This is a genomic window from Sorangium sp. So ce1335 (assembly GCF_051521615.1).
Lineage (GTDB): Bacteria > Myxococcota_A > Polyangia > Polyangiales > Polyangiaceae > Sorangium.
On sequence record NZ_CP150363.1, the window covers coordinates 4,334,859 to 4,359,884 of the forward strand.

Sequence of the window (25,026 nt, forward strand, 5' to 3'; positions counted from 1 at the left end):
CATGACCGACGACCTACTCAAGGCAGCCCTCGACACGGCCGAGGCCAAGATCGACAAGGATGGCTGGGCCGAGCTCCCCGAAGGGCGGGTGCTCACCCTCTACGCCGCCCACGATGGCGTGTCGCTCCCGGTGACGAAGATCGAGGCGGTGTCGAGCGCGGGCGGGCTCCTCAGGGCCCGCAGCACGAAGGGCGAGACCTTCGTGCTCGCGCTGAAGGACGTGTTCGCCATCGCCCTCGACGGCGGCGGCAAGGGAGCGCAGGCGAGGAAGGCCGGCTTCCTGGGCTGATCGCGGCGCCTCCGTATGCCCAGATCGCCGAGAGCGGGGGGAGGTCCTGGGGGACGGGCCGCCGAGCGCGCCGTCGACCTGGCGCTCGCCGAGCTGGAGCGCCGGTTCGGCCTCGGCCGCAGCCTCGCCGCCCCCGGCTGGGTGCGCGAGCGCGTCCTCGGCGTCCTGAGCGCCGTGGCCGAGCGCCACGGCGTCTCCCCGCTCGCGGCCGCCGAGCGGCTCCACGACGACCGGCAGGTCGCCGAGGAGATCGCGGGCGCGCTCCGCGTCGGCGAGACCCGGTTCTACCGCGATCCCATCATCTGGGAGGCCATCGTCTCCTCGGTGCTGCCCAGGATCCCGCCCGACGTCCCCATCGCCGGCCTCTCGGCCGGCTGCAGCACGGGCGAGGAGGCCTACACGCTGGGGATGATCCTCGCCAGCGCCGGCCGCCGCTTCAGCGTGCTCGGCGTCGACCGCGCCCCCGCGGCGATCGAGGCGGCGCGCGAGGCCGTCTACTCCCCCGAGGCCGCCGAGCAGCTCCCCCCGGCCCTCGTTCAGCGCTACTGTGAGCAGAAGGGCGGAGCGCTCCACGTCTGCCAGAAGCTCCGCGACGTCGTATCCTTCGAGGTCTGCGATCTTGTGCACGCCGTACCGAGCGGCGGCTTCCAGATCATCTTCTTCAAGAACGTGCTCCTGTATCTTGCCGAGCCCGCTGGCGACGCGGTGGCCCGCCGCCTCGCGGCCGAGCTCGGTCGGGGTGGGCTGCTCTTCTCGGCCGCGAGCGAGGCGCCGCGGCTCTGCAGCGCCGGCCTCACCCCGGTCAGGGTGAACGCACACGTCACCGCCTTCCGCGCCCCGGGCTCCTGAGAGAGCTAGACCCCACCGAATGAGCTTCGACCTCTCCCCCACGTCCAGGCCCAGCGGGCTCGCCGAGCTCCGCGCCGCGTACGCGCGCGAGCGCGCCGCGCTCGATCGCACGGTGCCGAGCGGCCCCACGCCGGCCGCGGATCCGTCCGCGCTCGGGGTCGCCCTCGGGCGGCGCCACGCGAAGCTGCTCGACGACCTGCTGGTGCGCCTGTTCCACCTGCTGCGCGAGTCCGGCACCCCGAGCCGCGCCGCGTGGGACTCGGTGGCGATCGCCGGGGTCGGCGGTTACGGGCGCGGCGCCGCCGCGCTGCGGAGCGACCTCGACGTGCGCATCCTCGCCCGCGACGCCCAGCGCGCCGGCGCCATCGCGGACGCGCTCCTGTACCCGCTCTGGGACATGGGGGTCACCGTGGGGCACCAGGTCGTCACCATCGACGACCTCGTCGAGGGCGCGCGCGAGGACCTGCCGACGGCGACGAGCCTGCTCGACTGGCGTCACGTCGTCGGCGACGCGTCGCTGTCCGAGGCGCTCTGGCAGCGCGCCGTCACGGGCATCTTCGCGCACTCGGAGCTGCCCCGCTTCATCGAGCGGCTCGGCAAGGAGATCTCGCAGCGCCACGAGCGCTTCGGCGGCTCGGTTTACCTGCTGGAGCCGGACGTGAAGAACGGCGCCGGAGGGCTTCGCGATCTCGACGTCGCCCGCTGGGCGGCGAAGGCGCGCTACGGCGTCGGCGAGTTCGACGCGCTCGTCCGCTTCGGCGCGCTCGTCGCCCGCGAGGCGGAGGAGATCCGCGGCGCCGCGGAGATGCTCTGGCGCCTCCGCAACCTCCTCCACGCCCACTCCGGGCGGAGGACCGACCGGCTCTCGTTCGACGAGCAGGAGCTGTGCGCGGGCGCGCTCGGCTACAACAAGACCGCGGGGCCCGCGCGGCCCGCCGAAGACACCGCGGGGCCCGCGGCGCCCGCGCGGCCCGCCGAAAACGGCGAGAAGCGCGCGCCGTCGCCCGACGAGCCCGCCGTGTCCCCCGAGGCGATCGAGCGGATGATGAGCGAGTACTACCGGAGCGCGAGGACGATCTCGCGCGCCCTCGACGTCATCGTCTCGCGCGCCATGCCGACGCTCACGCGGCGCCGCCGCCGCGACGAGGACCTCGGCCGCGGCGTCCGGCTCTTCGACGGCTGCATCACGATGAGCGACCCGGATCTGCTCCGGACCGATCCGGCGATCGCGCTGCGGCTCATCTCCGAGGCCGTCGAGCGCGGCGTCCCGCTCCTGCCTTACGCCCGCGGGGCGATCGTCCGCGCCGCCGGCGATCCGGCGTTCTGCGCGGCGCTCCGCGAGAGCCCCGAGGCCGCCGAGCGGTTCAGGACCCTCGTCGCGACGTGCAAGGAGACGGCGCTCCAGAGCGGCTCGGTCGTGCGCGAGCTGCACGATCTCGGCCTCTTGCTCGCGATGATCCCCGAGTTCTCGCCGGTCGTCGGGCGCGTCCACCACGACGTCTACCACGTGTACACGGTCGACGTGCACTCGGTGGCCGCCGTCGATCGGCTCGCGGCGCTCGTGCGCGGCGAGCTCGCGGGCGAGTTCGGGCTCCCGTGCCGGCTCGCCGCCGAGGCGACGCGGCCGACGATGCTGTTCTTCGCCACGCTCCTGCACGACGTGGGCAAGGCGATCGGCGGCAAGGATCACAGCCGCCGCGGCGCCGAGATGGCGCGGACGATCCTGGAGCGGCTCGGCTTCCCTCCGGAGGACATCGACGAGGCGTGCCACCTCATCCTCAAGCACCTTGTCATGTACCTCATCGCCACGCGGCGCGATCTCGACGACCCCGCGACGATCTCGGAGTTCTGCCAGGAGGTGCACGGCCGCGAGGGGCTGCGCGATCTCTACCTGCTCACGGTCGCCGATCTGTCGACGACGAGCCCCACGGCGATGACGTCGTGGAAGGCGCGGATGCTCGACGAGCTGTACCTCTCGGCGGACGCGGCCCTGCGCGGCGCGCGGGAGGACGGCGGGCCGCTCGGCATGGACGACCAGCGCATGGCCCGCGCCATCAGCGGCACGGTGGGCGCCCTCGAGGACATGCCGGCCGCGAGCGAGGACGAGCGGCGCGCGCAGCGGGATTTTTTGGCCCGCTACCTCGCGTCGATGCCCGAGCGCTACCTCCTCGCGAACAGCCCGGCCGCGATCGCCGCGCACGCCGAGCTCGCGCGGAAGCAGGAGCACGGCGGGAGCAGCGTCCTCGTCGCGCTCGTACCGTCGCGCCACCCGGAGGCCGCCGAGCTCTGCGTCGTCTCGCCGGATCGCCCCGGCCTGCTCGCGGCGATCACGGCGGCGCTCGCCGCCTCGCGCCTCGAGGTCCACGCCGCGCAGATCCACTCGCGCGCGTGCGACGACCAGGGCTTCGACGGCGGCGCGATCCGCGCGCGGTCGAGCTCGTCCCCGCCGGCGGGCGTGCGCCTCCAGGCGGTCGACCTGTTCTGGGTGCGCGACCGCGGCGAGGGGGTAGGGGGGGTGGCCCGCGCGATCCCGAAGCTCATGACCGACATCGGGGCGGTGCTCTCGGGCCAGATCTCCGGCGCGGAGCTCGCCAAGAAGCGGCGGGGCGGCGCGCTGCGCGAGCGCCCGACGCCGAAGGTCCCGACGCAGATCTCCATCGACGACCGCGCCTCCCACCACACGGTGATCGAGGTCCTCACGCGCGACCGCCCCGGCCTCCTGTTCGCGATCTCGGACGCGCTCTACCAGCTCGGCCTCTCGATCTCGGTCGCCAAGATCAACACGGAGGGGACGCGCGTGGCCGACGTGTTCTATGTGAGCGAGGCGGACGGGACGAAGATCTCGAACGGCAAGCGGATGCAAGAGGTCGAGGAGCGGCTCCATGCGGTGCTCCAGGGCCTGGACGGCGAAGGGAGTGTCGGATGAACGAGAGGTGGTTGTCGCGCGCGGCGTGGGCGAGGCCCGCCGCTCATCGGGTCGTGAAGGCGGCGGCGGTCGCGGCGCTCGCGGCGTGCGCCACCGCGTGTGGCGGCGCGCAGGAGCCCCCGCGCGAGCAGCTCTTCGCTGACCCGCCCGAGGGCAGCGAGGAGGCGACCTCGAGGGGCGCGTCGTCGACGGCGCTCGACCGGGGCGTCGCGTACATCAAGAACGAGCGGTACGAGGAGGCGAAGCAGCACCTCCTCCAGGCGATCGAGCACGATCCGGGGAGCGCCGAGGCGCACTACTACCTCGGGCTCGCGCGCGAGAAGACGAACGACCGCGCCGGCGCCGAGGGGTCGTACAAGAAGGCGCTCGAGAGCGACCCGAAGCTCGAGGCCGCCGCGCTGAACCTGGCGGCGCTCTACCTGGACGAGCCGCCGCGCCCCGACGAGGCGATCGCGGTGCTCACGAAGGCGATCGAGCAGGCGCCGGACCGGCCCGCGCTCCACCAGAACCTCGGCTACGCGTACGGCCTGAAGAAGGACGTCGCGAACGCCAGCAAGCACTACGAGGCGGCGCTGAAGGCCGAGGACGCGGCGGCGACGCGCTTCGCCTACGGCGCGATGCTGTTCGAGGCGAAGGAGCTCGACAGGGCCGCCGCGGAGCTCAGGAAGGCGCTCGCCGCGACCGGCGACGACGTGGCGACGATCGCGACGATCGGGCGGATGCTCGGGCCGGCGAAGGCGTACGCGGACTGCGTGGCGGCCTTCGATCGCGCCATCAAGCTGAAGCCGGAGGCCGAGTTCCACGTGCGCCGCGGGACGTGCCGCCACGAGCTCGGCGACGAGGCGGGGGCCCGCGCGGACTACCAGGCGGCGATCAAGGTGGACCCGCGGTTCGCGGCCGCGCACTACTACCTGGGCCTGTCGTTCCTGGCCGACCGCAAGCCGCAGAGCGCGCTCGCGGCGCTCACGGAGGCCGGGAAGCACGGCGGCGACACGGAGATCGGCAAGCGCGCCCGCGCCAAGGTGAAGCAGCTCAGCGCCCGGCTCAAGTAGCGCTGGCCCGCCGAGAGCGCGCGCCGGGGCGCCCGGCCGGGCGCGCGGGGCTGCCGCGCTCGCCGCGCGGCGCCGGCGCGCCGGCGCGGCTCACGCGCCGAGCAGCGAGATGATCCTGTCGAGCTCGTCGAGCGAGGCGTACACGATGCCGAGCTCGCCGCGGCCGCCCTGATCGCGCACCTCGACGCGGGTCCCGAGCCGGCGCGCGAGGCGCGCCTCCAGGTCCTTGATGGCCGGCGACTTCCCCGTGCGCTTCTTCTCGCCGTCCTCCTCGCCGTCCGCGCCCGTCCGGGCTTCCTTCTCCTTGGCCGCCTTGATCAGCGCCTCGACCTTGCGGACCGGCAGCTTGCCGTGGACGGTCCGCTCGGCGACGTCGGCCATCACCTTGTCGCTGGGCGCCCCGAGCAGCGCCCGCGCGTGGCCCTCGCTGAGCTCGCGCGAGATCACCATGGTGCGGATGCGCGGCGGCAGCCGGAGGAGCCGGAGCGAGTTGACGATCGTCGTGCGGTCCTTGCCCACGCGCTCCGCGAGCGTCTGGTGCGTGTAGTTGTGCTCGCGCAGCAGCCGGTCGAACGCCTCGGCGATCTCGATCGGGTTGAGGTCGGCCCGCTGCACGTTCTCGACGAGCGCCAGCTCGAACGCCTCCCTGGGCGAGACGTCCTTGACGACGACGAGCACCTCCCGGAGCCCCGCGCGCTGCGCGGCGCGCCACCGCCGCTCGCCCGCGATGAGCTCGAAGGTGTCGCTCGACGCCTGCGTCCTGCGCACGATGAGCGGCTCGATGAGCCCGTGCTCGCGGATGCTGCCGGTCAGCTCCTCCAGCTCGGCCTCGTCGAAGTGCTGCCGTGGCTGCCCCTTCTGCGGGACGATCTTCTCGATCGCGCACACGAACACGCTGCGCCCCTCGGGCGCCGTCGATGTCGCCGGCGGCGCCGCCGGGAGCAGGGCGTCGAGCCCCCGTCCGAGCGCGCGCCGCGCCCCTTTCTGATCGGCATTCATGATCTGGGTCGTGCGTCCCTCGCGCGCGCTGCGGTGGTGGGCGTGGGGGAGGGCTCGGCCTGCGGCTCCGCCTGGGCGGCGTCCCCGCGCTGCCGCTTCTTCGGCTCCGCCGCCTCGACCGGCGCGCCTTCCAGGATCTCGCGCGCGAGGCTCAGGTAGCCCTGCGCCCCCTTCGACTGCGCGTCGTAGAGCAGCGCCGGCTTGCCGTGGGACGGCGCCTCGCTGAGCTTCACGTTGCGCGGGATGATCGCGTCGAACACGCGGAAGTGCGCCTTCACCTCGTCGGCCACCTGGTGGGTGAGCGAGTTGCGCCCGTCGAACATCGTGAGGACGACGCCCTCGACCGTGAGCTCCGGGTTGAAGGCGCTGCGCACCCGGTCGATGGTCGCCATGAGGTGCGTGAGCCCCTCGAGCGCGTAGTACTCGCACTGGAGCGGCACGAGCACCCGGTGCGCCGCCGTGAGCGCGTTCAGCGTCAGCAGGCCGAGCGACGGCGGGCAGTCGAGCACGACGAAGGAGTACCCCTCGAGGTGCGGCCGCAGCGCGTGCCGCAGCCGCACCGCGCGATCGTCCGCGTCGACGAGCTCGAGCTCCGCCGCGACGAGGTCCTGGGTCGCGGGCACCACGTCGAGCAGCGGCACCTCGGTCGCGACGACCGCCTCCTTCAGCGTCGCTCGCCCGATCAGCACGTCGTAGAGGGACAGCTCGAAGCTCCCGCGCCGCACGCCGACGCCGCTCGACGCGTTCCCCTGCGGATCGCAGTCGACGAGCAGGGTCCGGCGCTCCGCCGCGGCGAAGCTCGCGGCCAGGTTGACCGAGGTCGTGGTCTTGCCGACGCCTCCCTTCTGGTTGGCGACTGCAAAGACGACAGGCGAAGGCTTGGAGGCTGAGCCCGGCTTGCCGGGCGCGCCCCCCTCGTTGGGCGATGGCATCGTGCTGTGTCGCGTCCGACCCGGCTGCTTACACGACCCCCACCGGCACGTCGAGAGATGCGGCGCCCCGGGCTGCACGTTCGGCCGGACGGTCGGGTCCTGTCCCGCGCACCGTTCGCTCGCCGGATTGTTGGCCTGAACGGCGGCGGCGTATACAGTGACCCACATGTCGCTTGATGTAGGCAAGGGTGAACGTGCGACGGGGCCGTCGCGCCGCGCGCGCGCCTCGAGGCGGGGCCGGAGCTTTGGCCTCGGCGGTGCGCTGCTGGCTGGCGGCGACCCCGGCCCGGTCGATCGCGTCCTTGCCCGCGCGTTCTGGTGCGACGGGCGCGAGGCTGCGCCGCTCGCGCCCGCGCGAGTCCTCGTGCTTTCGCCTTCGCTTCAACGCAGGTCGGCGACCGGCTCGACCCGTCGGCTGCCCTCGACGCGCGTCGAGGGGCAGCGCTGACCGCCCCCCTGGATTCACCGACGTGACGCCCAGCTTCGCCGAGCGGACCGACGACCCGACGTCGCCTCGGCACATGTGAGGAGGACAGATGCCGCTTCCCAGGTCGTATCAGAACTATGCCGAGTTCGAGCGGGAGATTCTTCGCCCGAGCCGCGTGGGCTTCTCGCTCGAGGACATCGTCGAGGAGGAGGGCTCCTTCGACGCTGAGCTCGACTTCGAGAAGGACCCCTTCGACGTCTCGGACGACGACTGAGCGCGGCCGGCGCGTCGCGGACGAGCTTCGTCGCTCCCGCCCACGCGCCCCGCGCCGCCGCGCCGCAGCGCCGGCGCTGCACATCAGCTTGCACGATCCCTCCCGGGATCCCCGAGCCCCGGCGGCCGCCTCTCCGCCGGGGCTCCTTTTTTTTCAGACCGCGTCCTGACGCTCGTCTTGACCCCCTCGGCGACGCGTGGCACGAGTGCCGCCCTTCGAAAAGAACGCCATGCAAGTCAACGTCGAAAAGCTTTCTCCCGTGCTGATGGAGTTTCAGGTGGAGGTCCCCGCGGACCGCGTCCGGAGCGAGGTCGACAAGGCCTATACGGCGCTCCAGCGGACGGCCCGGGTCCGGGGCTACCGGCCTGGCAAGGCGCCGCGCCAGGTGCTCGCGCACCTCTACGGCGGCCGCATCCACGCCGATGTCGCCCAGCGGCTCGTCGACGCCACGCTGAACCAGGCGCTCGCCGACAAGCAGGTGCAGCCCCTGTCCCAGCCGGCGATCGCGCCCACCGAGCTCCGCCCCGACGACACGTTCTCCTACAAGGCGCGCTTCGAGGTCCGCCCCGATATCGCCGAGGTGAAGTGGGAGGGCTTCGAGGTGAAGCGCCCCTCGACGAAGCCGTCGGAGGAGATGATCGACGCCGAGATCACCGCCCTGCGGCGCGAGCACTCGACGCTGCAGGCGCCGGAGGCGGAGCGCCCCGCGGTGAAGGGCGACATCGCGACGATCTCCTTCACGCTGGAGATCGGCGGCGCCCTGCGCGACACGAAGGAGCAGGAGATCGAGACCGAGCTCGGCAGCGGCCAGATCTTCAAGGAGATCGAGGACGCCCTCCTCGGGATGACGCCGGGCCAGTCGAAGGACGTCCCGGTCACGTTCTCCGCGCAGCACTCGAACGCGGACCTCCGGGGCAAGGAGGCCGTCTTCCACATCACGCTGAAGGACCTGCGGGAGCGCATCTTCCCGGAGGTCGACGACGAGTTCGCGAAGGACTGCGGCGAGGAGAACCTCGCGGCGCTCCGCGAGTCGGTCCGCAAGAAGCTCGAGAAGGAGCTCACGCAGCGCGCGAGCGACGCGGTCGCCGAGCAGCTCGTGATCGAGCTGTGCAAGGCGAACCCGATCCCGGTCCCGCCGTCGCTGGTCGATCAGCAGGCGCAGCTCGCCGAGCGCGAGCTGCTCGCGACGGCGCGCCGGCAGGGGCAGCGGATCGATCCGACGCCGGAGTTCCGCGCGCGCGTGCGGCTCGACGCCGAGATGAAGGTGCGCGCGGGCCTCGTGATGGCCGAGATCGCGAAGGCGAAGGAGGTCAAGATCACCGAGGCCGACCTCGAGAAGGGCTACGAGGAGCTCGCCGAGCAGACGGGCAAGAACGTGGCGAAGATCAAGGCGGAGTACCGCGAGCCGCAGAAGCGCGAGCTCTTTGCCGGGATGATCCTCGAGGACAAGATCCTCGACATCATCGAGGCGGCGGCGAAGGTCACCGACGCGGACCCGTCGCAGCCCAGCGGCACCTGACCTGCCCGGCCGCGCCGGCTGATCTGGGCCCGCGGCGCGCTCGCGGGCGTCGCACCGCGCTCGCCGCGCCGCCCGCGTCGCACCGCGCTCGTCCCGCCGCGCGGCCGCTTCCCCCGACGACATCGATCACGTCCAGCGCGCTGCGCGCCGAGGCGGCGCGCCTTCCGTGCGTCGCCCGGCGAGCGGCCGACGATTCCGGTAATCTCGGGCGCGTTCGGTCTTGCGATCGGACGCAGTCTGGCCCAGGAGTAGAGCCCCTGCCGCGCGGCAGGAAACCCCCCGGAGCACCGGATGACCCGACGAGTCGAAACCCGCACCCAAGCCATCGAGTTTCTCGAACGCGAGAAGGCCTACATCCTCCCGACGGTCACGGAGGTGACCCACCGCGGCGAGCGGGAGTGGAACATCTTCAGCCGCCTCCTCAAGGATCGCATCGTCTTCATCGGCACGGAGATCGACGACTTCGTCGCGAACGCCGTGATCGCGCAGTTCCTCTTCCTCGAGAGCGAGGATCCCGAGAAGGAGATCCAGGTCTACATCAACAGCCCGGGCGGCGTGGTGACGTCGGGGCTCGCGATGTACGACACGATGCAGTACGTGCGTTGCCCGGTGTCGACGATGTGCATCGGTCAGGCTGCGTCGATGGGCGCGGTGCTGCTCGGCGCGGGCCGCAAGGGCCGCCGCTTCGCGCTGCCGCACGCGCGGATGATGATCCACCAGCCGCTCGGCGGCGCGCGCGGCCAGGCGACGGACATCGAGATCCAGGCGCGCGAGATCAAGAAGATCAAGGAGACGCTGATCGACATCCTCGTCGACGCGACCGGCAAGAACCGGGACGAGCTGGCGAAGGACATCGAGCGCGACTTCTACCTGAGCGCGACGCAGGCCAAGGAGTACGGCCTGATCGACGAGGTCTTCCCGAAGCGGAACAAGTAGGTGCCCGCGCCCCCCCGGCTGGCGGGCGTGCTCTGGCGGAGGGCCGGCGCGGAGCGGCGTCGCGGCGCAACGTCGCCCTGCGTGGCGGCGTCGCGCCGCGCGGCGCGACGTTGCGCCGTCCGCGACGCGCACGCGCGCAGCGCTGCCGGGCGCACCATGGTCGCGCCCGTACCAGGCGCTGCGCGGTCGAGCGCGGCAGGTGCTTCACGGGTCGCGGGCGGCGGGCGCTGCGCGGTCGAGCGCGGTCGCAGCGCGCGCGGCATCGGCAGGCGAGGCGCGCTGCGGCTCTCGCGCGATCCGCTGCTTTCCGCGCGGCGCACGGTCTCATCCGGGTCCTCGCGCCGGGGCGCCATCGGGCGATTCCCTGACTTCGGCCACAGGCTGGAGACCACCCCCGTTAGCTTGCGACGGTACGGGCACCGGACTAGAATCCGAGCGCGGCGTTTGGCTGCGCATCGCTGAAAATCCTGGGGACGGTGGAAGCCGTGCCCCTCTCAAGTTGGTGGGGCCGCGACGGCGGAACCCCACCTCTCGTTGAAGCGGAAGCGTCGGCAGACCGCACTGAGGGTCGAAGTGGAGCGAAGGCGGGACGATCACTCGAATGGCAATTTAAGCTGCTCTTTCTGCGGCAAGTCGCAGAAAGAGGTGAAGAAGCTCATCGCGGGCCCCACGGTGTACATCTGTGATGAGTGCATCGGGCTCTGCAATGACATCATCGCGGAGGAGGTCGAGAAGGACGAGCCGTACGCGGGGTCGACCCCGGTGCCCAAGCCCGCCGACATCAAGGCGACGCTGGATGAGTACGTCGTCGGCCAGAACCGCGCCAAGAAGATCCTCGCCGTCGCGGTGCACAACCACTACAAGCGCATCGACAGCCGGGTCTCCTCCGACGACGTGGAGCTGTCCAAGTCGAACATCCTCCTGCTCGGGCCGACCGGCTCGGGCAAGACGCTCCTCGCGCAGACGCTCGCCAAGATCATCAACGTCCCCTTCGCGATCGCGGACGCGACGACGCTGACCGAGGCCGGCTACGTCGGCGAGGACGTCGAGAACATCATCGTCCAGCTCCTCCAGAACGCGGATCACGACGTCGAGCGCGCGCAGCGCGGCATCGTCTACATCGACGAGATCGACAAGATCAGCCGGAAGAGCGACAACCCGAGCATCACGCGCGACGTCTCGGGCGAGGGCGTGCAGCAGGCGCTGCTGAAGATCATCGAGGGGACGATCGCCAACGTTCCCCCGAAGGGCGGCCGCAAGCACCCGCAGCAGGACTTCCTCCAGGTCGACACGACGAACATCCTGTTCATCTGCGGCGGCGCGTTCGTCGGGCTCGACCAGATCATCCAGCGGCGCATCGGCCAGAACACCCTCGGCTTCGGCGCGGACATCAAGGCGAAGCGCGACTTCAAGCTGGGCGACCTGCTCAGCGTCGTCCAGCCGGAGGACCTCCTCAAGTTCGGGCTCATCCCGGAGTTCATCGGGCGTCTGCCGGTCGTGGCGACGCTCCACGAGCTCAACGAGGAGGCGCTCATCGACATCCTCACGAAGCCGAAGAACAGCCTGGTCAAGCAGTACCAGAAGCTCTTCGAGATGGACGGGGTGAAGATCAAGTTCACCCGCGGCGCGCTCGTGGCGGTGGCCCGCCAGGCGCTCGAGAGGAACAGCGGAGCCCGCGGTCTGCGCGCCATCCTCGAGTCGGCGATGCTCGATATCATGTACGACGTCCCGTCCCGCACCGGGATCAAGGAGGTGGTCGTGAGCGAGGACGTGATCGTCAAGCACGAGCCGCCGCTCATCGTGTACACGAAGGAGGCGGAGCTCGCGTAGCGCGCGGCCCCAGGGGCGTGGGCGAGGGCGCGCGCCGAGCGGCCCGCGCCCGCACCGGAGCGCGGCATCGCTCCAGAGCCCCCTTCCAGCATGCCGGCGTCGCGCGCCCCTCGTGGGGCGCGGGCCCGTCCGGCGAAGTTCAGCAGTAGACCAGAAGACCTGTGACAACCGCGCCGGGGCTGCCCCGGCCTCCTGACACTCCCGGAAAGACGGCGGATGTTCTTCAAGAACGACAGTGATCGCGGCAAGAACGCACCCGAGCGCGGAATCGTCCCGTTGCTCCCACTGCGCGACATCATCGTCTTTCCACACATGGTCTCCCAGCTCTTCGTCGGGCGCGAGCGCAGCATCGCCGCGCTCGACGAGGCGATGAACCGCGGCAAGGAGATCTTCCTCGCGGCGCAGCGGAACGCGAAGACGAACGACCCGACGCCGGACGACATCTTCGGCGTCGGCTCGGTCGGCGCGATCATGCAGCTCCTCCGCCTGCCGGACGGGACGGTGAAGGTCCTCATCGAGGGCAAGCGCCGGGCGCGCATCCGCCGCTACGTCCAGAGCGATGCGTACTTCCTGATCGAGTACGACGAGATCGTCGAGAGCTCGGTCTCGAGCGTCGAGGTCGAGGCGCTGATGCGCTCGGTCCAGTCGACGTTCGAGATGTACGTCAAGCTCAACAAGAAGATCCAGCCCGAGGTCCTGATGGCGGTGCAGGCCATCGACGAGGCCTCGCGGCTCGCCGACACCATCATCGCCAACCTGCCGACCATCAAGCTGACGGACCGGCAGGCGCTGCTCGAGATGGAGGAGCCGCAGAAGCGGCTCGAGCGTCTCATCGAGCTGATGCAGGCCGAGATCGAGATTCTCCAGGTGGAGAAGAAGATCCGGAGTCGCGTCAAGAAGCAGATGGAGAAGACGCAGAAGGAGTACTATCTCAACGAGCAGATGCAGGCCATCCAGAAGGAGCTGGGCGGCGGCGAGCGCGACGAATTCAAGAACGAGATCCAGGAGATCGAAGAGGCCCTCAAGACCAAGCGGATGAGCAAGGAGGCCGCCGCGAAGGTCAAGAAGGAGCTCAAGAAGCTGAAGATGATGCACCCCACGAGCGCCGAGGCGACCGTGGTGCGCAACTACATCGACTGGATCCTCGAGCTCCCCTGGTACGACAAGAGCGAGGAGCGTTATGATCTCGTGGAGGCCGAGAAGATCCTCGACGAGGATCATTACGGTCTGAAGAAGATCAAGGAGCGGATCCTCGAGTACCTGGCGGTCCAGGCGCTCACGAAGAAGCTCAAGGGCCCGGTGCTCTGCTTCGTTGGACCGCCCGGCGTCGGCAAGACGAGCCTGGCGAAGTCGATCGCACGCGCGACGGGGCGTAAGTTCGTGCGGCTGTCGCTCGGCGGCGTGCGCGACGAGGCGGAGATCCGCGGCCACCGGCGGACGTACATCGGCGCGCTCCCTGGCAAGCTGATCCAGTCGCTCAAGAAGGTCGGGACGAACAACCCCGTCTTCCTGCTCGACGAGGTCGACAAGATGTCGACGGACTTCCGCGGCGATCCGGCGGCGGCGCTGCTCGAGGTGCTCGATCCGGAGCAGAACCACACGTTCAACGATCACTACCTGGATCTCGATTACGACCTCTCCGACGTGATGTTCATCACGACGGCGAACACGCTGTCTGGCATCCCGGTGCCGCTCCAGGACCGCATGGAGGTCATCCAGCTCTCGGGCTACACGGAGTTCGAGAAGCTGAACATCGCGGTGAAGTACCTCGTTCCGAGGCAGCGGAAGGAGTGCGGCCTCGAGGACGTGTCGCTCGACTTCACCGAGGGCGCGCTCCGGACGATCATCCACCACTACACGAAGGAGAGCGGCGTGCGCTCGCTGGAGCGCGAGATCGCCAGCGTGTGCCGCAAGGTGGCCCGGAAGGTCGTGTCCGACGGCAAGGACAAGCCGATCGAGGTCGTGGCGAAGAGCATCCCGAAGTACCTCGGGGTCCCCAAGTACCGGCTCGGCCGGCGCGAGGAGCGCGACGAGGTGGGGCTCGTGAACGGCCTGGCCGTGACGAACGTCGGCGGCGACCTGCTCCCGGCCGAGGCGACGGTCGTCCCCGGCAAGGGCAAGCTCGTGATCACGGGGCTGCTCGAGAAGGGCATGGAGGAGAGCGGTCACGCGGCGATGAGCTACGTGCGCTCGCGCCTCGATCGGCTCGGCCTCGAGGCGGACGTCTACCAGAAGGTCGACGTTCACATTCACTTCCCCGACTTCGTCCGGAAGGACGGGCCGAGCGCCGGCGTGACGATGGTGACCGCGCTCGTGAGCGCGCTGATGAAGGTGCCCGTCCGGCGCGATCTCGCGATGACCGGCGAGATCACCCTGCGCGGCCGCGTGATGCCGATCGGCGGGCTCAAGGAGAAGCTGCTCGCCGCCCACCGCGGGGGCATCAAGACCGTGATCCTGCCGAAGGAGAACCGGAAGGATCTCCGGGACGTACCGCGGCGGGTGCTCAAGTCGCTGCGGCTCGTGCTCGTGGAGCACGTGGATGACGTGCTCCGGGAAGCGCTCGTCCTGCCCGATCCCAGGGCGGTCTTCGGGGCGCCGAAGGACGTCCTCGAGTACCGGGACGGCGAGCTCGTCACCGAGGAGGCGCCGGCCAAGGCGCCGCCGGCCCCGGCGGGCGAGCCCACGCCGGCCGCGCCGCCCCCCGCCTGAGCGGCGCGCGGCAGCCGCGGCGCGCCGGAGCGCGCCATGGCCGCTGAGCGCGCCGCACGAGCCCGACCGTGGACGGATGGGCTGGCGGCGGGCGTCGAGACGCACTAGCTGGCGTCGCGATGATTCGACGCGCACTGATTTCGGTATCCGACAAGACGGGATTGCTCCCGCTGGCCAGGCGGCTCGCGGACAAGGGCGTGGAGATCCTCTCGACCGGGGGGACGCAGCGGGCGCTCCAGGAGGCCAACGTGCCGGTCGTCGGCGTGGAGGCGTATACCGGCTCTCCGGAGGTGATGGATGGCCGGGTGAAGACGCTCCACCCCAGGGTGCACGGCGGCATCCTGATGCGCGGGGCCGTCGACGACGAGGACCTCGCGCGGCTCGGGGGCGCGCCGATCGATCTCGTGGTCTGCAACCTCTACCCCTTCGAGGCGACGGTCAGGAAGCCCGGGGTCACGCACGCCGAGATCATCGAGAACATCGATATCGGCGGTCCGTCGATGGTGCGGAGCGCCGCGAAGAACCACGCGCGCGTGGCGGTGGTGGTCGATCCGGCCGACTACGGCGCTGTGCTCGCCGAGATCGACAGCGAGGGTGAGGTGTCGAGCGCCACGCGCCGCCGGCTCGCGACCAAGGCGTTCGCGCACACGGCGGCCTACGACGGGATGGTGTCCGGCTACCTCTCCTCGCTGCCGGAGGAGGGCGAGCCGAGCGCGGCGGAGCGCGAGGCGTATCCGCGCTTCCTGACGATCGCCCTCGAGCGGGCCTATTCGCTCCGGTACGGCGAGAACCCGCACCAGTCGGGCGCCTTCTACCGCGAGCGGGGCGCGGCCGCGGGGTCGCTCGCGCTGGCGGAGTCGCTCGGCGCGGGCGGCAAGGAGCTGTCGTTCAACAACCTCGTCGACGTGGACGCCGCGTTCGAGGCCGTGCGCGAGTTCACCCAGCCGGCCGCGGTCGTCGTGAAGCACACGAACCCGTGCGGCGTCGCGACGGCCGACGACCTCGCGACCGCCTACCGGACGGCGCGCGAGGCCGACGCCGTGAGCGCCTTCGGCGGGATCGTCGCGCTGAACCGCGAGGTCGACCGCGCGGCCGCCGAGGTGCTGATCGAGACGTTCCTCGAGTGCGTGATCGCCCCCGCCTACACCGCGGACGCGCTCGAGGTGCTCCGGACAAAGAAGAACCTCCGGGTGCTCGCGACCGGCGCGCTCCTGCCCGCCGACCACCGGGAGCTGACGTTCAAGCGCGTCGGCGGGGGCCTCGTGGTCCAGGACCGGGACGCGACAGCGGCCGGTGAGGTCCGCGGCGGCAAGGTCGTGACGAAGCGGGCGCCCACGGAGCGGGAGATCGAGGCGCTCGAGCTCGGCTGGCGCGTGTGCAAGCACGTGAAATCCAACGCGATCGTGCTCGCGGTCCCCGGGAGCACGGTCGGCGTCGGGGCCGGGCAGATGTCCCGGGTCGAGAGCGTGCGCATCGCCTGCAGCAAGGCGGGCGAGCGGGCCCGCGGGAGCGTCCTCGCGTCGGACGCCTACTTCCCGTTCCCGGACGGGCTCCAGGTCGCCGCCGAGCACGGGATCACCGCGGTCGCGCAGCCCGGCGGCAGCGTGAGGGACGCGGAGGTCATTGCGGCTGCCGACGCGGCGGGGGTCGCGATGGTGTTCACCGGGACACGGCACTTCCGTCACTGAGCCCGCCCGGCGCCGTGCCATCACCGCCCCCGGGGCGCGCTCCCCGGGCCGGGAAGGGGCCCGGCGCGCGCGTCACGCACCGCGCGTCCACGCTCGCAGAAAAGTTGACCTTTGGTCCTTGACTGTGATGATGGTCGACGCTGCGCCTGGGCAAGCGCTGTGCGTGGCGTGAAGGAGCGAGCTGTGGGCGGAATCAGCGAGACGTGCAGCGTGTGCGGGACCGGATTCGACGTCCAGTTCCGGTATCAGATGGAGGAGAAGGACGGCGGCTTCTCCTTCTTCTGCTCGCAGAAGTGCCTGGAGAAGAGCCAGCTCGGCGGGGAGGCCGGCGCCGCGCTCGCGACGTGCGACGCGTGCGCGAAGCGCTTCACCCCGGATCTCGTGTCGCAGGTGCTCTACGTCGCCGGGCGGCGGCACTACGCGTGCTCGCTCGGGTGCCGGGCACAGCTCGTGCGTGAGGCGAAGGGCGTCCGGCTCGGCGACATCGCGGCGGCGGCCGCGGCGCCGTCCGAGGGGCTGCCGTCGACGCGCCGCGACGCGCCGGCGGCGCGCGCCGGCGCCCGCGTTGCTGCGGAGGCGAGCGAGCCGGTGTCCCCGGAGCGGGCCGATGGGGCGGGCGCCCCGGGGAAGGCCGCGGCGCCGGCCGCGCCGGTCGGCGCCCCGACCGCGGCGGCGTCGTCTGCGGGCCGTCCGGGGGAGGCGCGGGGGCAGCAGGGCGGGGGCGCGGTGGACCTGTCGCCGGCCGGTGGGGCCAGGCGGGCGGCGCAGCCGCCGCAGCGTCCGGCCGGGGTGCCCCGGTGCCTGGCCGTGTTCAACCACAAGGGCGGCACGGGCAAGACGACAACGGCCGTGAGCGTCGCGGCCGGGCTCGCGGCGCGCGGCAAGCGGGTGCTCCTCGTGGACACCGACGCGCAGGGGAACGTCTCCGTGTCGCTCGGCGCCGGCGCCGAGCGATCGCTGTACCACGTGCTCGTGATGGGCCTCCGTGTCGCGGACGCGATCAAGACGGTGCGCCCGAACCTGGACCTCCTGCCGTCCAACGAGACGCTGGCCGCGGCCGAGCTCTACCTGGCGGGGCGCCAGAACCGCGACCGCGTGCTGTCGGATCGGCTCGCCGCCGCGGCGGCCGACTACGACTACGTGGTCCTGGACTGCTCACCGAGCCTCTCGCTGATGAACCAGAACGCCCTGGTGTTCGCGGACAGCGTGCTCGTCCCGGTCGCGTGCGATTACCTGTCGCTGGTCGGTGTCCGGCAGGTGATCAAGACGGTGAAGAACGTGAACGCGCTCCTGCACCATCCGGTGCAGATATGGGGCGTCCTCCCCACGTTCTTCGACGGTCGCGCGAAGATCGCGCGCGAGGCGGTGAGCACGATGACGCAGCACTTCGGGGAGCGCTGCCTCCCGCCGATCCGCCAGGCGATCAAGGTGAAGGAGGCGCCCGCGCAGGGGCAGACGATCTTCGAGTATGCGCCGGGGACGCCGGCGGCGGACGACTACCTCGCGGTGGTCGACCGCATCGTCGAGAGCCGCGAGCGCGGCGCGGTCGGCTCCGAGGCAGGGGCGGCGCGCGAGCCGGGGTCGTGGAGCGCCGATCGAGCGAGCGCGGCGACGGAGCGGCCGGGCGCTGCGGCTGCGGGCGCATGAGGGACCCGCGACGGCTGGGTCCCGCAAGAAGGGACCCGCGAACGCGGGGTCCCGCAGGGTGATGGGACCCGCGAACGCGGGGTCCCGCAAGGTGAAGGGACCCGCGAACGCGGGGTCCTGGAGATGAAGGGACCCGCCGACGCGGGGTCTCGACCGGGGATGGAGCGGGCAGGGAGCTGGAGGAAGCAATGAAGAGCGAAGGCGATCTCGGGGGCGCCGCGCGGGCGCTGCTCGATCGCGACGAGGTGGAGGGAGTTCTGTCGGGGGCATTCTATACGCCCGCGGAAGCGCCTCGTTCGCGTGCGAAGACCCGGACGAACGGCGCCGGTGCCGCGTCCGAGCCGGCGGCTGCGCCGCCCGAGAGACCGCAGCACTACAAGGTCATCTGCATCTCGATGTACACCGAGGATCTCGAGAGGCTGGACGAGATGGTCAGCGCGCTCAAGGCGCGCGGGATGACGAAGGCCAACCGGAGCGCGCTGATCCGACACGCCCTTTCCCAGGTGGACCTCGACAAGATCCCGAAGGGGATCTAAGTCAGATTTTCAGGGGGACCTCCTCGACATCCCATACGAAGTTCACGCCGGCTTTTCCAGCATCAGCCGGGAGCGCCGCAGAGTCCCCCTGGCGGCGCTCCGGCGGCGGTACGGTGGTGGAGCCAGCCCGGCTCCTCTCGATCCGGCGCGCGGCGGAAAGGCCGCTCACGGACGTTCGTGGTGCAGCGCGTCTCGCCCCGGCAACGGCGTCGTGGGCACGCGGCGTGCTAAGGTGCTAGGATCGCAGGCGTCGAGGCCTTACCGACGAGAGGGAACATGGACCAGAACTACGTAGGATACGGCGCCCGGTCCTCGGTGAGCCGTGCCGCCGCCGATTCGCGCGAGCGCTTCATCGTTCGAACGTACAATCACCTGTTCGGGGCGATCGTCCTCTTCGCGGGGATCGAGATCGCGCTGTTCAAGACCGGCGTGGCCTCGGTCATCGCCCGGGCGATGATGGGCACGAGCTGGCTGCTGGTGCTCGGCGCGTTCATGCTCGTGAGCTGGCTGGCCAGCCGCGCGGCGCACACCGCCGCTTCGAAGCCGGTGCAGTACCTCGCGCTGTTCGGCTACGTGCTCGCCCAGGCGATCATCTTCGTGCCGCTCCTCTACATCGCGGACATGGTCGCCCCCGGCGCGATCCAGAGCGCCGGTCTCGCGACGATGGCCGGCTTTGCCGGGCTCACCGCGATAGCGTTCGTGACCCGCAAGGATTTCTCCTTCCTGGGCGCGCTCCTTCGCTGGGGCGGCATCTGCGCGCTCGTCCTCATCGCGGCCGGCGCGCTGTTCGGCTTCCAGCTCGGCACGTTCTTCAGCGTCGCCATGGTCGCGTTCGCCGGCGCTGCGATCCTCTACGACACGTCCAACGTCCTCCACCACTTCCCCGAGGACCGGTATGTCGGCGCCGCGCTCGAGCTCTTCGCGTCCGTCGCCATGCTGTTCTGGTACATCCTCCGCCTCTTCATCTCCTCCCGCGACTGAGCGGCACGCACCCGCTGCGGATACGGGCCCACCTCGACGTTTTCGGTGCTCAGCGCACAGGAGTGCGCCTCCGCGCCGAAAACGCCGATCTGGGCGAGCGGCACGCACCCGCTGCGGATACGGGCCCACCTCGACGTTTTCGGTGCTCAGCGCACAGGAGTGCGCCTCCGCGCCGAAAACGCCGATCTGGGCCCGTCTCCTGTGCGGGTGCGCGCCGCTCGGGCCACGGTCGACGGACGCGGCAGCGGGCTGCGGGCGTCAGGGGCCGAGCAGGGCTTGCAGGGCGCGCACGAGCGAGAAGATCAGCAGGCCCGCCAAGGCGAGGAGGCCGGCCACGGCGACGAACAGGCCCGCGTAGAAGCGGGCGTCGGAGGGGCGCGCGAGGCCCCGACCGCGCGCGGCGAGGTGCGCCCGCAGGAGGTCGAGGTTGCGCACGTTCGCCTTGTACGCCGCGTCGAAGAGATCGCCGAGGAGGGGGACCATGCCGATCAGCGCCTCCAGGCCCACGTTGAGCACCATGCGCAGCAACGTCGAGACGGGGAGGCGATACCGCGTCGCGGCGAGGACGATGTAGATCGAGAGCGCGAAGCCGATGAGATCTCCGACGCCAGGGATCAGGCCGATCACCGCGTCGTAACCGACCCGGTAGCCGACGCCCGGGATGCGAATGGCGTTGTCCAGAAACTGCCCGAGCGCGTTCAGGCGCCTCAGCCGCTCCTCCTCGACATCGACGGTCTTCAACGTGGTGGTCGGCGTCACGGGCATGGCGGACCGTTCTCTCCGGGGATGAGGGGGGGGGCCCTCGGGGGGGCTCCTCAGGTAGTGCAGCTCTCGCGCCCATTCAACCACGATGCCGTCCTGCGGGACGGGCCCGTCGCCCGGGTTCCGGCATCTCCGGACATGGCGAAAAGGCGGACGGACGCAGGCGTGCTCCGCTCGTGGGTCGGCGATCCCCCGACCCGTCGCGCGCCGGGGGCGAGGCCGCGGGCGGGGAGGACGGGTCCGCGGGCCGCGGGGGCGTGCCCGCTGGCGGAGGTGGTTCGGGAGCGCTCCGTCCCGGGGACGGAGATCGCGCGCGGCCACCGGGCATATGCGTTGCTAGTGCCGATCCCCATGGCGACAGCAACGTTTGGAGGCGCCCGGCGGCCCCGCTCCTCGGAGATCGTCCTCCTCGGGCAGGCCGCAGGGCTCGGGCTCGTGACAGGAATGCGCTCGATGCTGGGGGTGAGGATCCTCGCGTCCAGCGCCCGGCGTGGCGCGTTCGACGGGCAGCGCGGGGCCTTCTGGCGCGCGCTTCGCTCGCCGGCCGCGCAGCGCGCGATGAGCGTGCTCGCGGGGGGAGAGCTCCTGATGGACAAGCTGCCCTCCGCGCCGAGCCGCCTCTCGACAGGTCCGCTGGGCGGGCGCCTCGTCATCGGAGCGCTCCTCGGCGCCGCGGTCGGCGCCCAGAGCCCCGAGAAGAGCCTGCGCGTCGCCGGCGCCGTCGTCGGCGCGGTGGCAGCCGCGGTGGGGGCCTTCGTCGGCAACCGCGCCCGCGCGTGGCTCGACCGACGGACGAGCGTTCCCGCCCCGGTCGGAGCCATGATCGAGGACGCCGTCGCCTTCGGTCTGGGAGCGCTGGCGGCGCGCCGCTAGGACGGGGCATGCGCTCCAGGGCCCCCGGGGAGCGTGCCGCGCGCGCGCACGTCGCGTCCTGCCACAGCGGGGCGCCGCTGCCGTTGCGGTCACGGCGCCGCGATCCATGCTGGCGCCCGTCATGCCGCTGAGGCCGCGCGCTCCGCTCCGCTGCTCCGGAAAGCGCGGCGCTCTGGTCGGCATGGCCGGCGCGCTCGCCGGCATCCTGGGCGCCTCCCCGGCGCGCGCGCAGGGAAGGTACGAGTCCGCGATGCTCGGCGGGCGATCCGCGCTCATGGGGAGCACCGGGGTCGTGCTGGGCGTCGACGGCGCTGCGCCCTTCCTGAACCCGGCGACGCTCGTCCGCATCGAGGATCGGGACATCGCGTTCTCGTCGGCGTTCTTTCGCTACGCGCACCGAACGCTCGGGGCGTGGCACCAGCCCGGCCCTGTCGACGCCGATCGGTACGGGGAGCTCCGGCTCGATCGGACGACGGTGACCGATGACGGCCTGAGCACCCTCCCGGACGCCACCTGTTATTTCTTCGACCTGAAGGGCGGCGAGCGAGACGGGGGGCCGGCGCGGCCGTCGGTCGGCCGCCAGACCCTCGCCGCGTGCCTCGCGAAGACGGAAGAGAGCGAGTTCGGGTTCGACGCGCTCGGGTTCTCGGGGGAGTCGGCGGCGCGCCGCGTGGACCAGGCGCAGACGCTCCGCTACGCGTGGGGGCGCTACAGCGCCGGCCCCTCGTGGAGCTACAGCGTCAGCGACCGGCTCGCCGTGGGCGTCTCGCTCCCGGTGGTGCGGACGCGCTACACGAGCGCGCTCAGCGTCTCGAGCATCGTCGAGGACGCCGGCTCGGGCGCGGCGAGCAGCGTGACGTACCAGACGGCGCTCTCGGGAGACTCGTGGGACCTGCTCGCGCACGTCGGGGCCACGTACCGGCTGAGCCGCGTGTTCTCGGCCGGGATCAGCCTGCGGACGCCCAGCGTCCATCTCTTCGACTCCTTCGATGCGAGCTACCAGGACACGCTCGCCACCGAGACGGCGGCGGTGCGCCACTGGTCCGGTAAGGGCGAGTTCGTGGCGCCCTCACCGGCGCGCCTGGCCGTGGGCGCGAGCGCGGAGTGGAGCCGGCTGCGGCTGGAGCTCGACGGCTTCTTCTACGTTGGCCAGCCGGAGTTCGCGCGGATCGCCGCCGATCGAGAGGAGATCGCGATCGAGGGGGGCGCGGTGACGAGCCGCCGGAAGAGCCGGCTCGGCGTCGTCGAGGCGGCGTCGCCCATCTTCAACGTGGGGCTAGGCGCCGAGGTGTTCCTCACGCGCGACCTCAGCGTGCTGGGCGGCGTCGTCACCGATTTCAACGCGCTGTCCCGCCTGCGAGGCCCTCTGTCGATCGAGTCGAGGCTCTTCCTGGAGCGGATGAGCGGCGTGCACGCGTCGCTCGGCATGGTGTCCTATACGCGGTACGGCGATCTCGTGCTCGGCGCGCGCTTCGATCACGCCGCGGGGCAGATGGCGGCGGCCAATACCTTCGCGTCCCCCGTGCGGCTCGACCCGATCGACAGCCGCGAGCTCGGCGCGACCCTGGTGCTCGCCGGCCGGATCAGCCTGCGCACCGTGGAGAGCGTGGCGCGCGAGATCGGCGAGGCCGTGGAGGGCTCGGCCGCCGCGCCGCCCGCGCGAAGCACGCCGAGGGAGCCGATGCGGGCGCCGGCCCAGGAGGACTGAGCGGCGAGTGCGGCGCTCCCCGAGCGAGGCCCGGAGGCGGGGCTGCTCCGATCAGGGGCCGGTCTCGTCCGGCTCGATCCCCAGCGCCCGGAGCTGCGCCGCGAGGCGCTCGGCGCGGGCGCGCTCGCGTTCGGCTCGCTCCGCGCCCGTGGGCACCACGCCGCCGTCGGCCGTATGCCAGCGCAGCCAGCGATCGTGCCGGCCTTCGTGGACGCCTTCCCAGGCGCACAGCCCCAGCCCGGTCGCCTCGAACCACGCCCGATCCATGGGCACGTAGGTGTGTCCGCGCATCTCGAAGGCGCGCAGCGCCGGGCCCCCGAGGTGGCCCGCCGGATCCCAGACGACGTAGTAAGCGACGCGCATCCAGGCGTAGCGGCGCCGCTTCAGGCCGAGCTCGTCGCCTTCACGGTTCGAGACGATCTCGATCACCACGTCGGGCGGCTTGCCGAACTCCCAGAGAAAATAGGAGCGGTGCTCCTTCTGCCACCACGCCTCGTGCAGCTCGACGTCCAGGCTGAGGAGCACGTCCGGGACGAGGGGCGGCTCCTTGGGCGTGGCAAAGAGGCCGACGTTGGCCGCAGCGAGGAAGCTCCGCCGCTCGCCTTCCTGCGCCGGCGGCGGCCCGGACCACGAGCTGTAGAGCGACTCCGTGAGGAGACGCTGCTGCTTCTCCGAGGGGAAATTGTCCAAGGGGGCATCGTCCTCGGTGACGATCGCGGACACGTCCGGCGCCACCACCTCGGCCAGGGCCGTGGCGGAGCTCGCCAGCATCGGGGTCATCGCCGGCATCGAGCACATCGACAACAAACTTCCTGGACGGGTGCGGCGGTGTCAAGCCGGCGGGGCCGTTCCGCCCGTCCGCGGTCGTACGGGCGCCGCCGGTGGATCTGCCACCGCCCCTGGGCCTTCGCCTGTGACGGACAACGCAAGGAGATCCTCTCCAGCGAGCGTCGTCCTCACCACCATGCCCCTCGAACCCCGATCATCGCCCCGCCGTCCGCTGCCGGCCACGCGCCCGCGCTCACCCGCGGCGCTGGTGCAGCGCCGGGCAGGCCCGCGCGCGCGGCGTCGTCCTGCGACGGCGGCGCCGTGAGCAGCAGCGCCACCGCGGCGCCGATCCCCACGGCGCCGACGCCGAGGCCGATCGTGCTCGCCAGCGCGAACGCCCTGCCTCTCTCCACGGCGCGCATGCCCTCCGGGTCGCAGCGCGTGCCGACGCAGCGCTCGTCGACCGTCGCCTTCTCGACGAACGCGAGCGCGCCCGTGACCCCGCCGGCCGCGAGCCCCGCGGCCCCGACGCTGCCCGCGACGATCGCGCCGGTGCGGTGCCAGCTCCCGTGGCGCGCCGGCGCGCCGGGCTGCGGGGCAGGGCCGGGCGCCTGCGCGCGCGGCGCGGGCCCCGACGCCGCAGGGCGGCCACCCTCCGGCCCAGCCGGCCGCGCGATCTCGCCGCCGGCCGGCGGCGCAGCCCCCGCGCCCGCAGGCCGCGCGGCCTTCACCTCGAGCGTCACCTGCCTCTTCTCGCCCTTCGCGATCGAGATCCGCTGCTCGAGCGGCGGCGCCCCCGGCGCCTGCGTCGTCACCACGTGCTCGCCAGGATCGATCGGCAGCGGAACGCCCAGCATGGGCGCGCCCAGCGTGATCTCGCCGCGCCGCACGATCGTGCCCTCCGGCGCGTCTGGCGGGAGCGAGAGCGTGAGCTCGGGGATGTCCGGCAACAGCGCCGCCCGCCGCCGCCTCGCGACCTTCTCGCGCCCGTGCTGCTTCGCCTGGGCGTCCGGCGAGAGCCGCGCGAAGAGCGCCAGGTACTCGCCGTACCGGGTCGCCGCGGTCGCGATCCGCCCGCTCCTCGCCTCGCACTCCGCGACCGTGAACAGCGTCCCGGGGCGCGGGTCCAGCCGGTAGCTCTCGTTCAGGGCGGGGCAGCCCGTCTCGTACCGGCCCGCCTGCATCGCCGCGAGCCCGCGCTGGAACAGCGCCTCCGCCGACGCCACATCCTGCGCGTGGACCGGCGCGGCGAGCGTCACGGCGCCCAGGGAGCAGGCGAGCGCGAGGCGATGGCGTCCCATGCCGGACACGTTATCCGGCC

At 71.8% G+C, this 25,026-nt stretch carries 20 protein-coding genes; 15 read left to right on the forward strand and 5 right to left on the reverse strand.

Annotated elements, in window-relative coordinates; genetic code table 11:
• Nucleotide 1 precedes the first annotated feature (1 nt).
• The 4 genes from WMF24_RS15975 to WMF24_RS15990 are packed head-to-tail and all read left to right on the forward strand — an operon-like array spanning nt 2 to nt 5,116.
• The gene (locus WMF24_RS15975) at nt 2–289 is read left to right on the forward strand and encodes a hypothetical protein (protein ID WP_437737271.1); all 288 of its coding nucleotides are present in this window, start codon (nt 2–4) and stop codon (nt 287–289) included.
• Between the two features lie 15 nt (nt 290–304).
• The gene (locus WMF24_RS15980) at nt 305–1,138 is read left to right on the forward strand and encodes a CheR family methyltransferase (RefSeq protein WP_437737272.1); all 834 of its coding nucleotides are present in this window, start codon (nt 305–307) and stop codon (nt 1,136–1,138) included.
• 19 nt (nt 1,139–1,157) lie between these two features.
• On the forward strand, nt 1,158–4,064 hold the full coding sequence (locus WMF24_RS15985) for a bifunctional uridylyltransferase/uridylyl-removing protein GlnD (RefSeq protein ID WP_437737273.1): 2,907 nt from the start codon (nt 1,158–1,160) through the stop codon (nt 4,062–4,064).
• A complete protein-coding gene (locus WMF24_RS15990) occupies nt 4,061–5,116 on the forward strand; it encodes a tetratricopeptide repeat protein (RefSeq protein WP_437737274.1) in 1,056 nt (351 codons plus the stop codon). Before WMF24_RS15985 ends, WMF24_RS15990 begins: the two co-directional genes overlap by 4 nt.
• Nucleotides 5,117–5,206: 90 nt before the next feature.
• On the opposite strand, the gene WMF24_RS15995 is transcribed toward WMF24_RS15990, so the two are convergent.
• On the reverse strand, nt 5,207–6,115 hold the full coding sequence (locus WMF24_RS15995; protein ID WP_437737275.1) for a ParB/RepB/Spo0J family partition protein: 909 nt from the start codon (nt 6,113–6,115) through the stop codon (nt 5,207–5,209).
• Nucleotides 6,112–7,047, reverse strand: coding sequence for a ParA family protein (locus WMF24_RS16000; RefSeq protein ID WP_437737276.1), 936 nt, complete (start codon nt 7,045–7,047; stop codon nt 6,112–6,114). Before WMF24_RS16000 ends, WMF24_RS15995 begins: the two co-directional genes overlap by 4 nt.
• 536 nt (nt 7,048–7,583) lie before the next feature.
• Between WMF24_RS16000 and WMF24_RS16005 the strand changes: the two genes are divergently transcribed.
• From WMF24_RS16005 to WMF24_RS16045, 9 genes are all read left to right on the forward strand, one after another.
• Nucleotides 7,584–7,748, forward strand: coding sequence for a transcriptional regulator (locus tag WMF24_RS16005; RefSeq protein ID WP_437737277.1), 165 nt, complete (start codon nt 7,584–7,586; stop codon nt 7,746–7,748).
• A gap of 229 nt (nt 7,749–7,977) precedes the next feature.
• On the forward strand, nt 7,978–9,267 hold the full coding sequence (gene tig / locus WMF24_RS16010) for a trigger factor (RefSeq protein WP_437737278.1): 1,290 nt from the start codon (nt 7,978–7,980) through the stop codon (nt 9,265–9,267).
• Between the two features lie 291 nt (nt 9,268–9,558).
• Nucleotides 9,559–10,203, forward strand: coding sequence for an ATP-dependent Clp protease proteolytic subunit (locus WMF24_RS16015; RefSeq protein ID WP_012235778.1), 645 nt, complete (start codon nt 9,559–9,561; stop codon nt 10,201–10,203).
• Nucleotides 10,204–10,776: 573 nt separating this feature from the next.
• Nucleotides 10,777–12,033, forward strand: a complete 1,257-nt coding sequence (gene clpX, locus WMF24_RS16020) for an ATP-dependent Clp protease ATP-binding subunit ClpX (RefSeq protein ID WP_437737279.1) — start codon at nt 10,777–10,779, stop codon at nt 12,031–12,033.
• 216 nt (nt 12,034–12,249) lie between these two features.
• Nucleotides 12,250–14,742: an endopeptidase La gene (gene lon / locus WMF24_RS16025; RefSeq protein ID WP_437737280.1), complete on the forward strand. Its 2,493-nt coding sequence runs from the start codon at nt 12,250–12,252 to the stop codon at nt 14,740–14,742.
• A gap of 119 nt (nt 14,743–14,861) precedes the next feature.
• Nucleotides 14,862–16,430, forward strand: coding sequence for a bifunctional phosphoribosylaminoimidazolecarboxamide formyltransferase/IMP cyclohydrolase (gene purH / locus WMF24_RS16030; protein ID WP_437737281.1), 1,569 nt, complete (start codon nt 14,862–14,864; stop codon nt 16,428–16,430).
• A 183-nt stretch (nt 16,431–16,613) separates the two neighbouring features.
• Nucleotides 16,614–18,077 carry a ParA family protein gene (locus tag WMF24_RS16035; RefSeq protein ID WP_437737282.1) on the forward strand — a complete coding sequence of 488 codons (1,464 nt, stop codon included), beginning with the start codon at nt 16,614–16,616 and terminating at the stop codon, nt 18,075–18,077.
• 188 nt (nt 18,078–18,265) lie between these two features.
• A complete protein-coding gene (locus WMF24_RS16040; RefSeq protein ID WP_437737283.1) occupies nt 18,266–18,613 on the forward strand; it encodes a hypothetical protein in 348 nt (115 codons plus the stop codon).
• Nucleotides 18,614–18,889: 276 nt separating this feature from the next.
• Nucleotides 18,890–19,594: a Bax inhibitor-1/YccA family protein gene (locus tag WMF24_RS16045; protein WP_437737284.1), complete on the forward strand. Its 705-nt coding sequence runs from the start codon at nt 18,890–18,892 to the stop codon at nt 19,592–19,594.
• Nucleotides 19,595–19,852: 258 nt separating this feature from the next.
• Here the strand turns inward: WMF24_RS16045 and WMF24_RS16050 are convergent, their stop codons facing one another.
• The gene (locus tag WMF24_RS16050) at nt 19,853–20,359 is read right to left on the reverse strand and encodes a DUF4112 domain-containing protein (protein ID WP_437737285.1); all 507 of its coding nucleotides are present in this window, start codon (nt 20,357–20,359) and stop codon (nt 19,853–19,855) included.
• Between the two features lie 348 nt (nt 20,360–20,707).
• Here WMF24_RS16050 and WMF24_RS16055 point away from each other — a divergent pair, with 348 nt between their 5' ends.
• Nucleotides 20,708–21,229: a DUF4126 family protein gene (locus WMF24_RS16055; protein WP_437737286.1), complete on the forward strand. Its 522-nt coding sequence runs from the start codon at nt 20,708–20,710 to the stop codon at nt 21,227–21,229.
• A 121-nt stretch (nt 21,230–21,350) separates the two neighbouring features.
• Entirely contained in the window at nt 21,351–22,937 is a 1,587-nt protein-coding gene (locus tag WMF24_RS16060; protein ID WP_437737287.1) for a hypothetical protein, read from the forward strand.
• 51 nt (nt 22,938–22,988) lie between these two features.
• On the opposite strand, the gene WMF24_RS16065 is transcribed toward WMF24_RS16060, so the two are convergent.
• Both WMF24_RS16065 and WMF24_RS16070 read right to left on the reverse strand, forming a co-directional pair.
• Nucleotides 22,989–23,717 carry a Uma2 family endonuclease gene (locus tag WMF24_RS16065; RefSeq protein WP_437737288.1) on the reverse strand — a complete coding sequence of 243 codons (729 nt, stop codon included), beginning with the start codon at nt 23,715–23,717 and terminating at the stop codon, nt 22,989–22,991.
• A 176-nt stretch (nt 23,718–23,893) separates the two neighbouring features.
• Nucleotides 23,894–25,006: a hypothetical protein gene (locus WMF24_RS16070; protein ID WP_437737289.1), complete on the reverse strand. Its 1,113-nt coding sequence runs from the start codon at nt 25,004–25,006 to the stop codon at nt 23,894–23,896.
• Nucleotides 25,007–25,026 lie beyond the last annotated feature (20 nt).

Excerpts from the sequence above, each read along its gene's own strand:
- WMF24_RS15975 (WP_437737271.1), top strand. The coding sequence starts at position 2 with ATGACCGACGACCTACTCAAGGCAGCCCTCGACACGGCCGAGGCCAAG.
- WMF24_RS15980 (WP_437737272.1), top strand. The coding sequence starts at position 305 with ATGCCCAGATCGCCGAGAGCGGGGGGAGGTCCTGGGGGACGGGCCGCC.
- WMF24_RS15985 (WP_437737273.1), top strand. The coding sequence starts at position 1,158 with ATGAGCTTCGACCTCTCCCCCACGTCCAGGCCCAGCGGGCTCGCCGAG.
- WMF24_RS15990 (WP_437737274.1), top strand. The coding sequence starts at position 4,061 with ATGAACGAGAGGTGGTTGTCGCGCGCGGCGTGGGCGAGGCCCGCCGCT.
- WMF24_RS15995 (WP_437737275.1), bottom strand. The coding sequence starts at position 6,115 with ATGAATGCCGATCAGAAAGGGGCGCGGCGCGCGCTCGGACGGGGGCTC.
- WMF24_RS16000 (WP_437737276.1), bottom strand. The coding sequence starts at position 7,047 with ATGCCATCGCCCAACGAGGGGGGCGCGCCCGGCAAGCCGGGCTCAGCC.
- WMF24_RS16005 (WP_437737277.1), top strand. The coding sequence starts at position 7,584 with ATGCCGCTTCCCAGGTCGTATCAGAACTATGCCGAGTTCGAGCGGGAG.
- tig (WP_437737278.1), top strand. The coding sequence starts at position 7,978 with ATGCAAGTCAACGTCGAAAAGCTTTCTCCCGTGCTGATGGAGTTTCAG.
- WMF24_RS16015 (WP_012235778.1), top strand. The coding sequence starts at position 9,559 with ATGACCCGACGAGTCGAAACCCGCACCCAAGCCATCGAGTTTCTCGAA.
- lon (WP_437737280.1), top strand. The coding sequence starts at position 12,250 with ATGTTCTTCAAGAACGACAGTGATCGCGGCAAGAACGCACCCGAGCGC.
- purH (WP_437737281.1), top strand. The coding sequence starts at position 14,862 with ATGATTCGACGCGCACTGATTTCGGTATCCGACAAGACGGGATTGCTC.
- WMF24_RS16040 (WP_437737283.1), top strand. The coding sequence starts at position 18,266 with ATGAAGAGCGAAGGCGATCTCGGGGGCGCCGCGCGGGCGCTGCTCGAT.
- WMF24_RS16045 (WP_437737284.1), top strand. The coding sequence starts at position 18,890 with ATGGACCAGAACTACGTAGGATACGGCGCCCGGTCCTCGGTGAGCCGT.
- WMF24_RS16050 (WP_437737285.1), bottom strand. The coding sequence starts at position 20,359 with ATGCCCGTGACGCCGACCACCACGTTGAAGACCGTCGATGTCGAGGAG.
- WMF24_RS16055 (WP_437737286.1), top strand. The coding sequence starts at position 20,708 with ATGGCGACAGCAACGTTTGGAGGCGCCCGGCGGCCCCGCTCCTCGGAG.
- WMF24_RS16060 (WP_437737287.1), top strand. The coding sequence starts at position 21,351 with ATGCCGCTGAGGCCGCGCGCTCCGCTCCGCTGCTCCGGAAAGCGCGGC.
- WMF24_RS16065 (WP_437737288.1), bottom strand. The coding sequence starts at position 23,717 with ATGACCCCGATGCTGGCGAGCTCCGCCACGGCCCTGGCCGAGGTGGTG.
- WMF24_RS16070 (WP_437737289.1), bottom strand. The coding sequence starts at position 25,006 with ATGGGACGCCATCGCCTCGCGCTCGCCTGCTCCCTGGGCGCCGTGACG.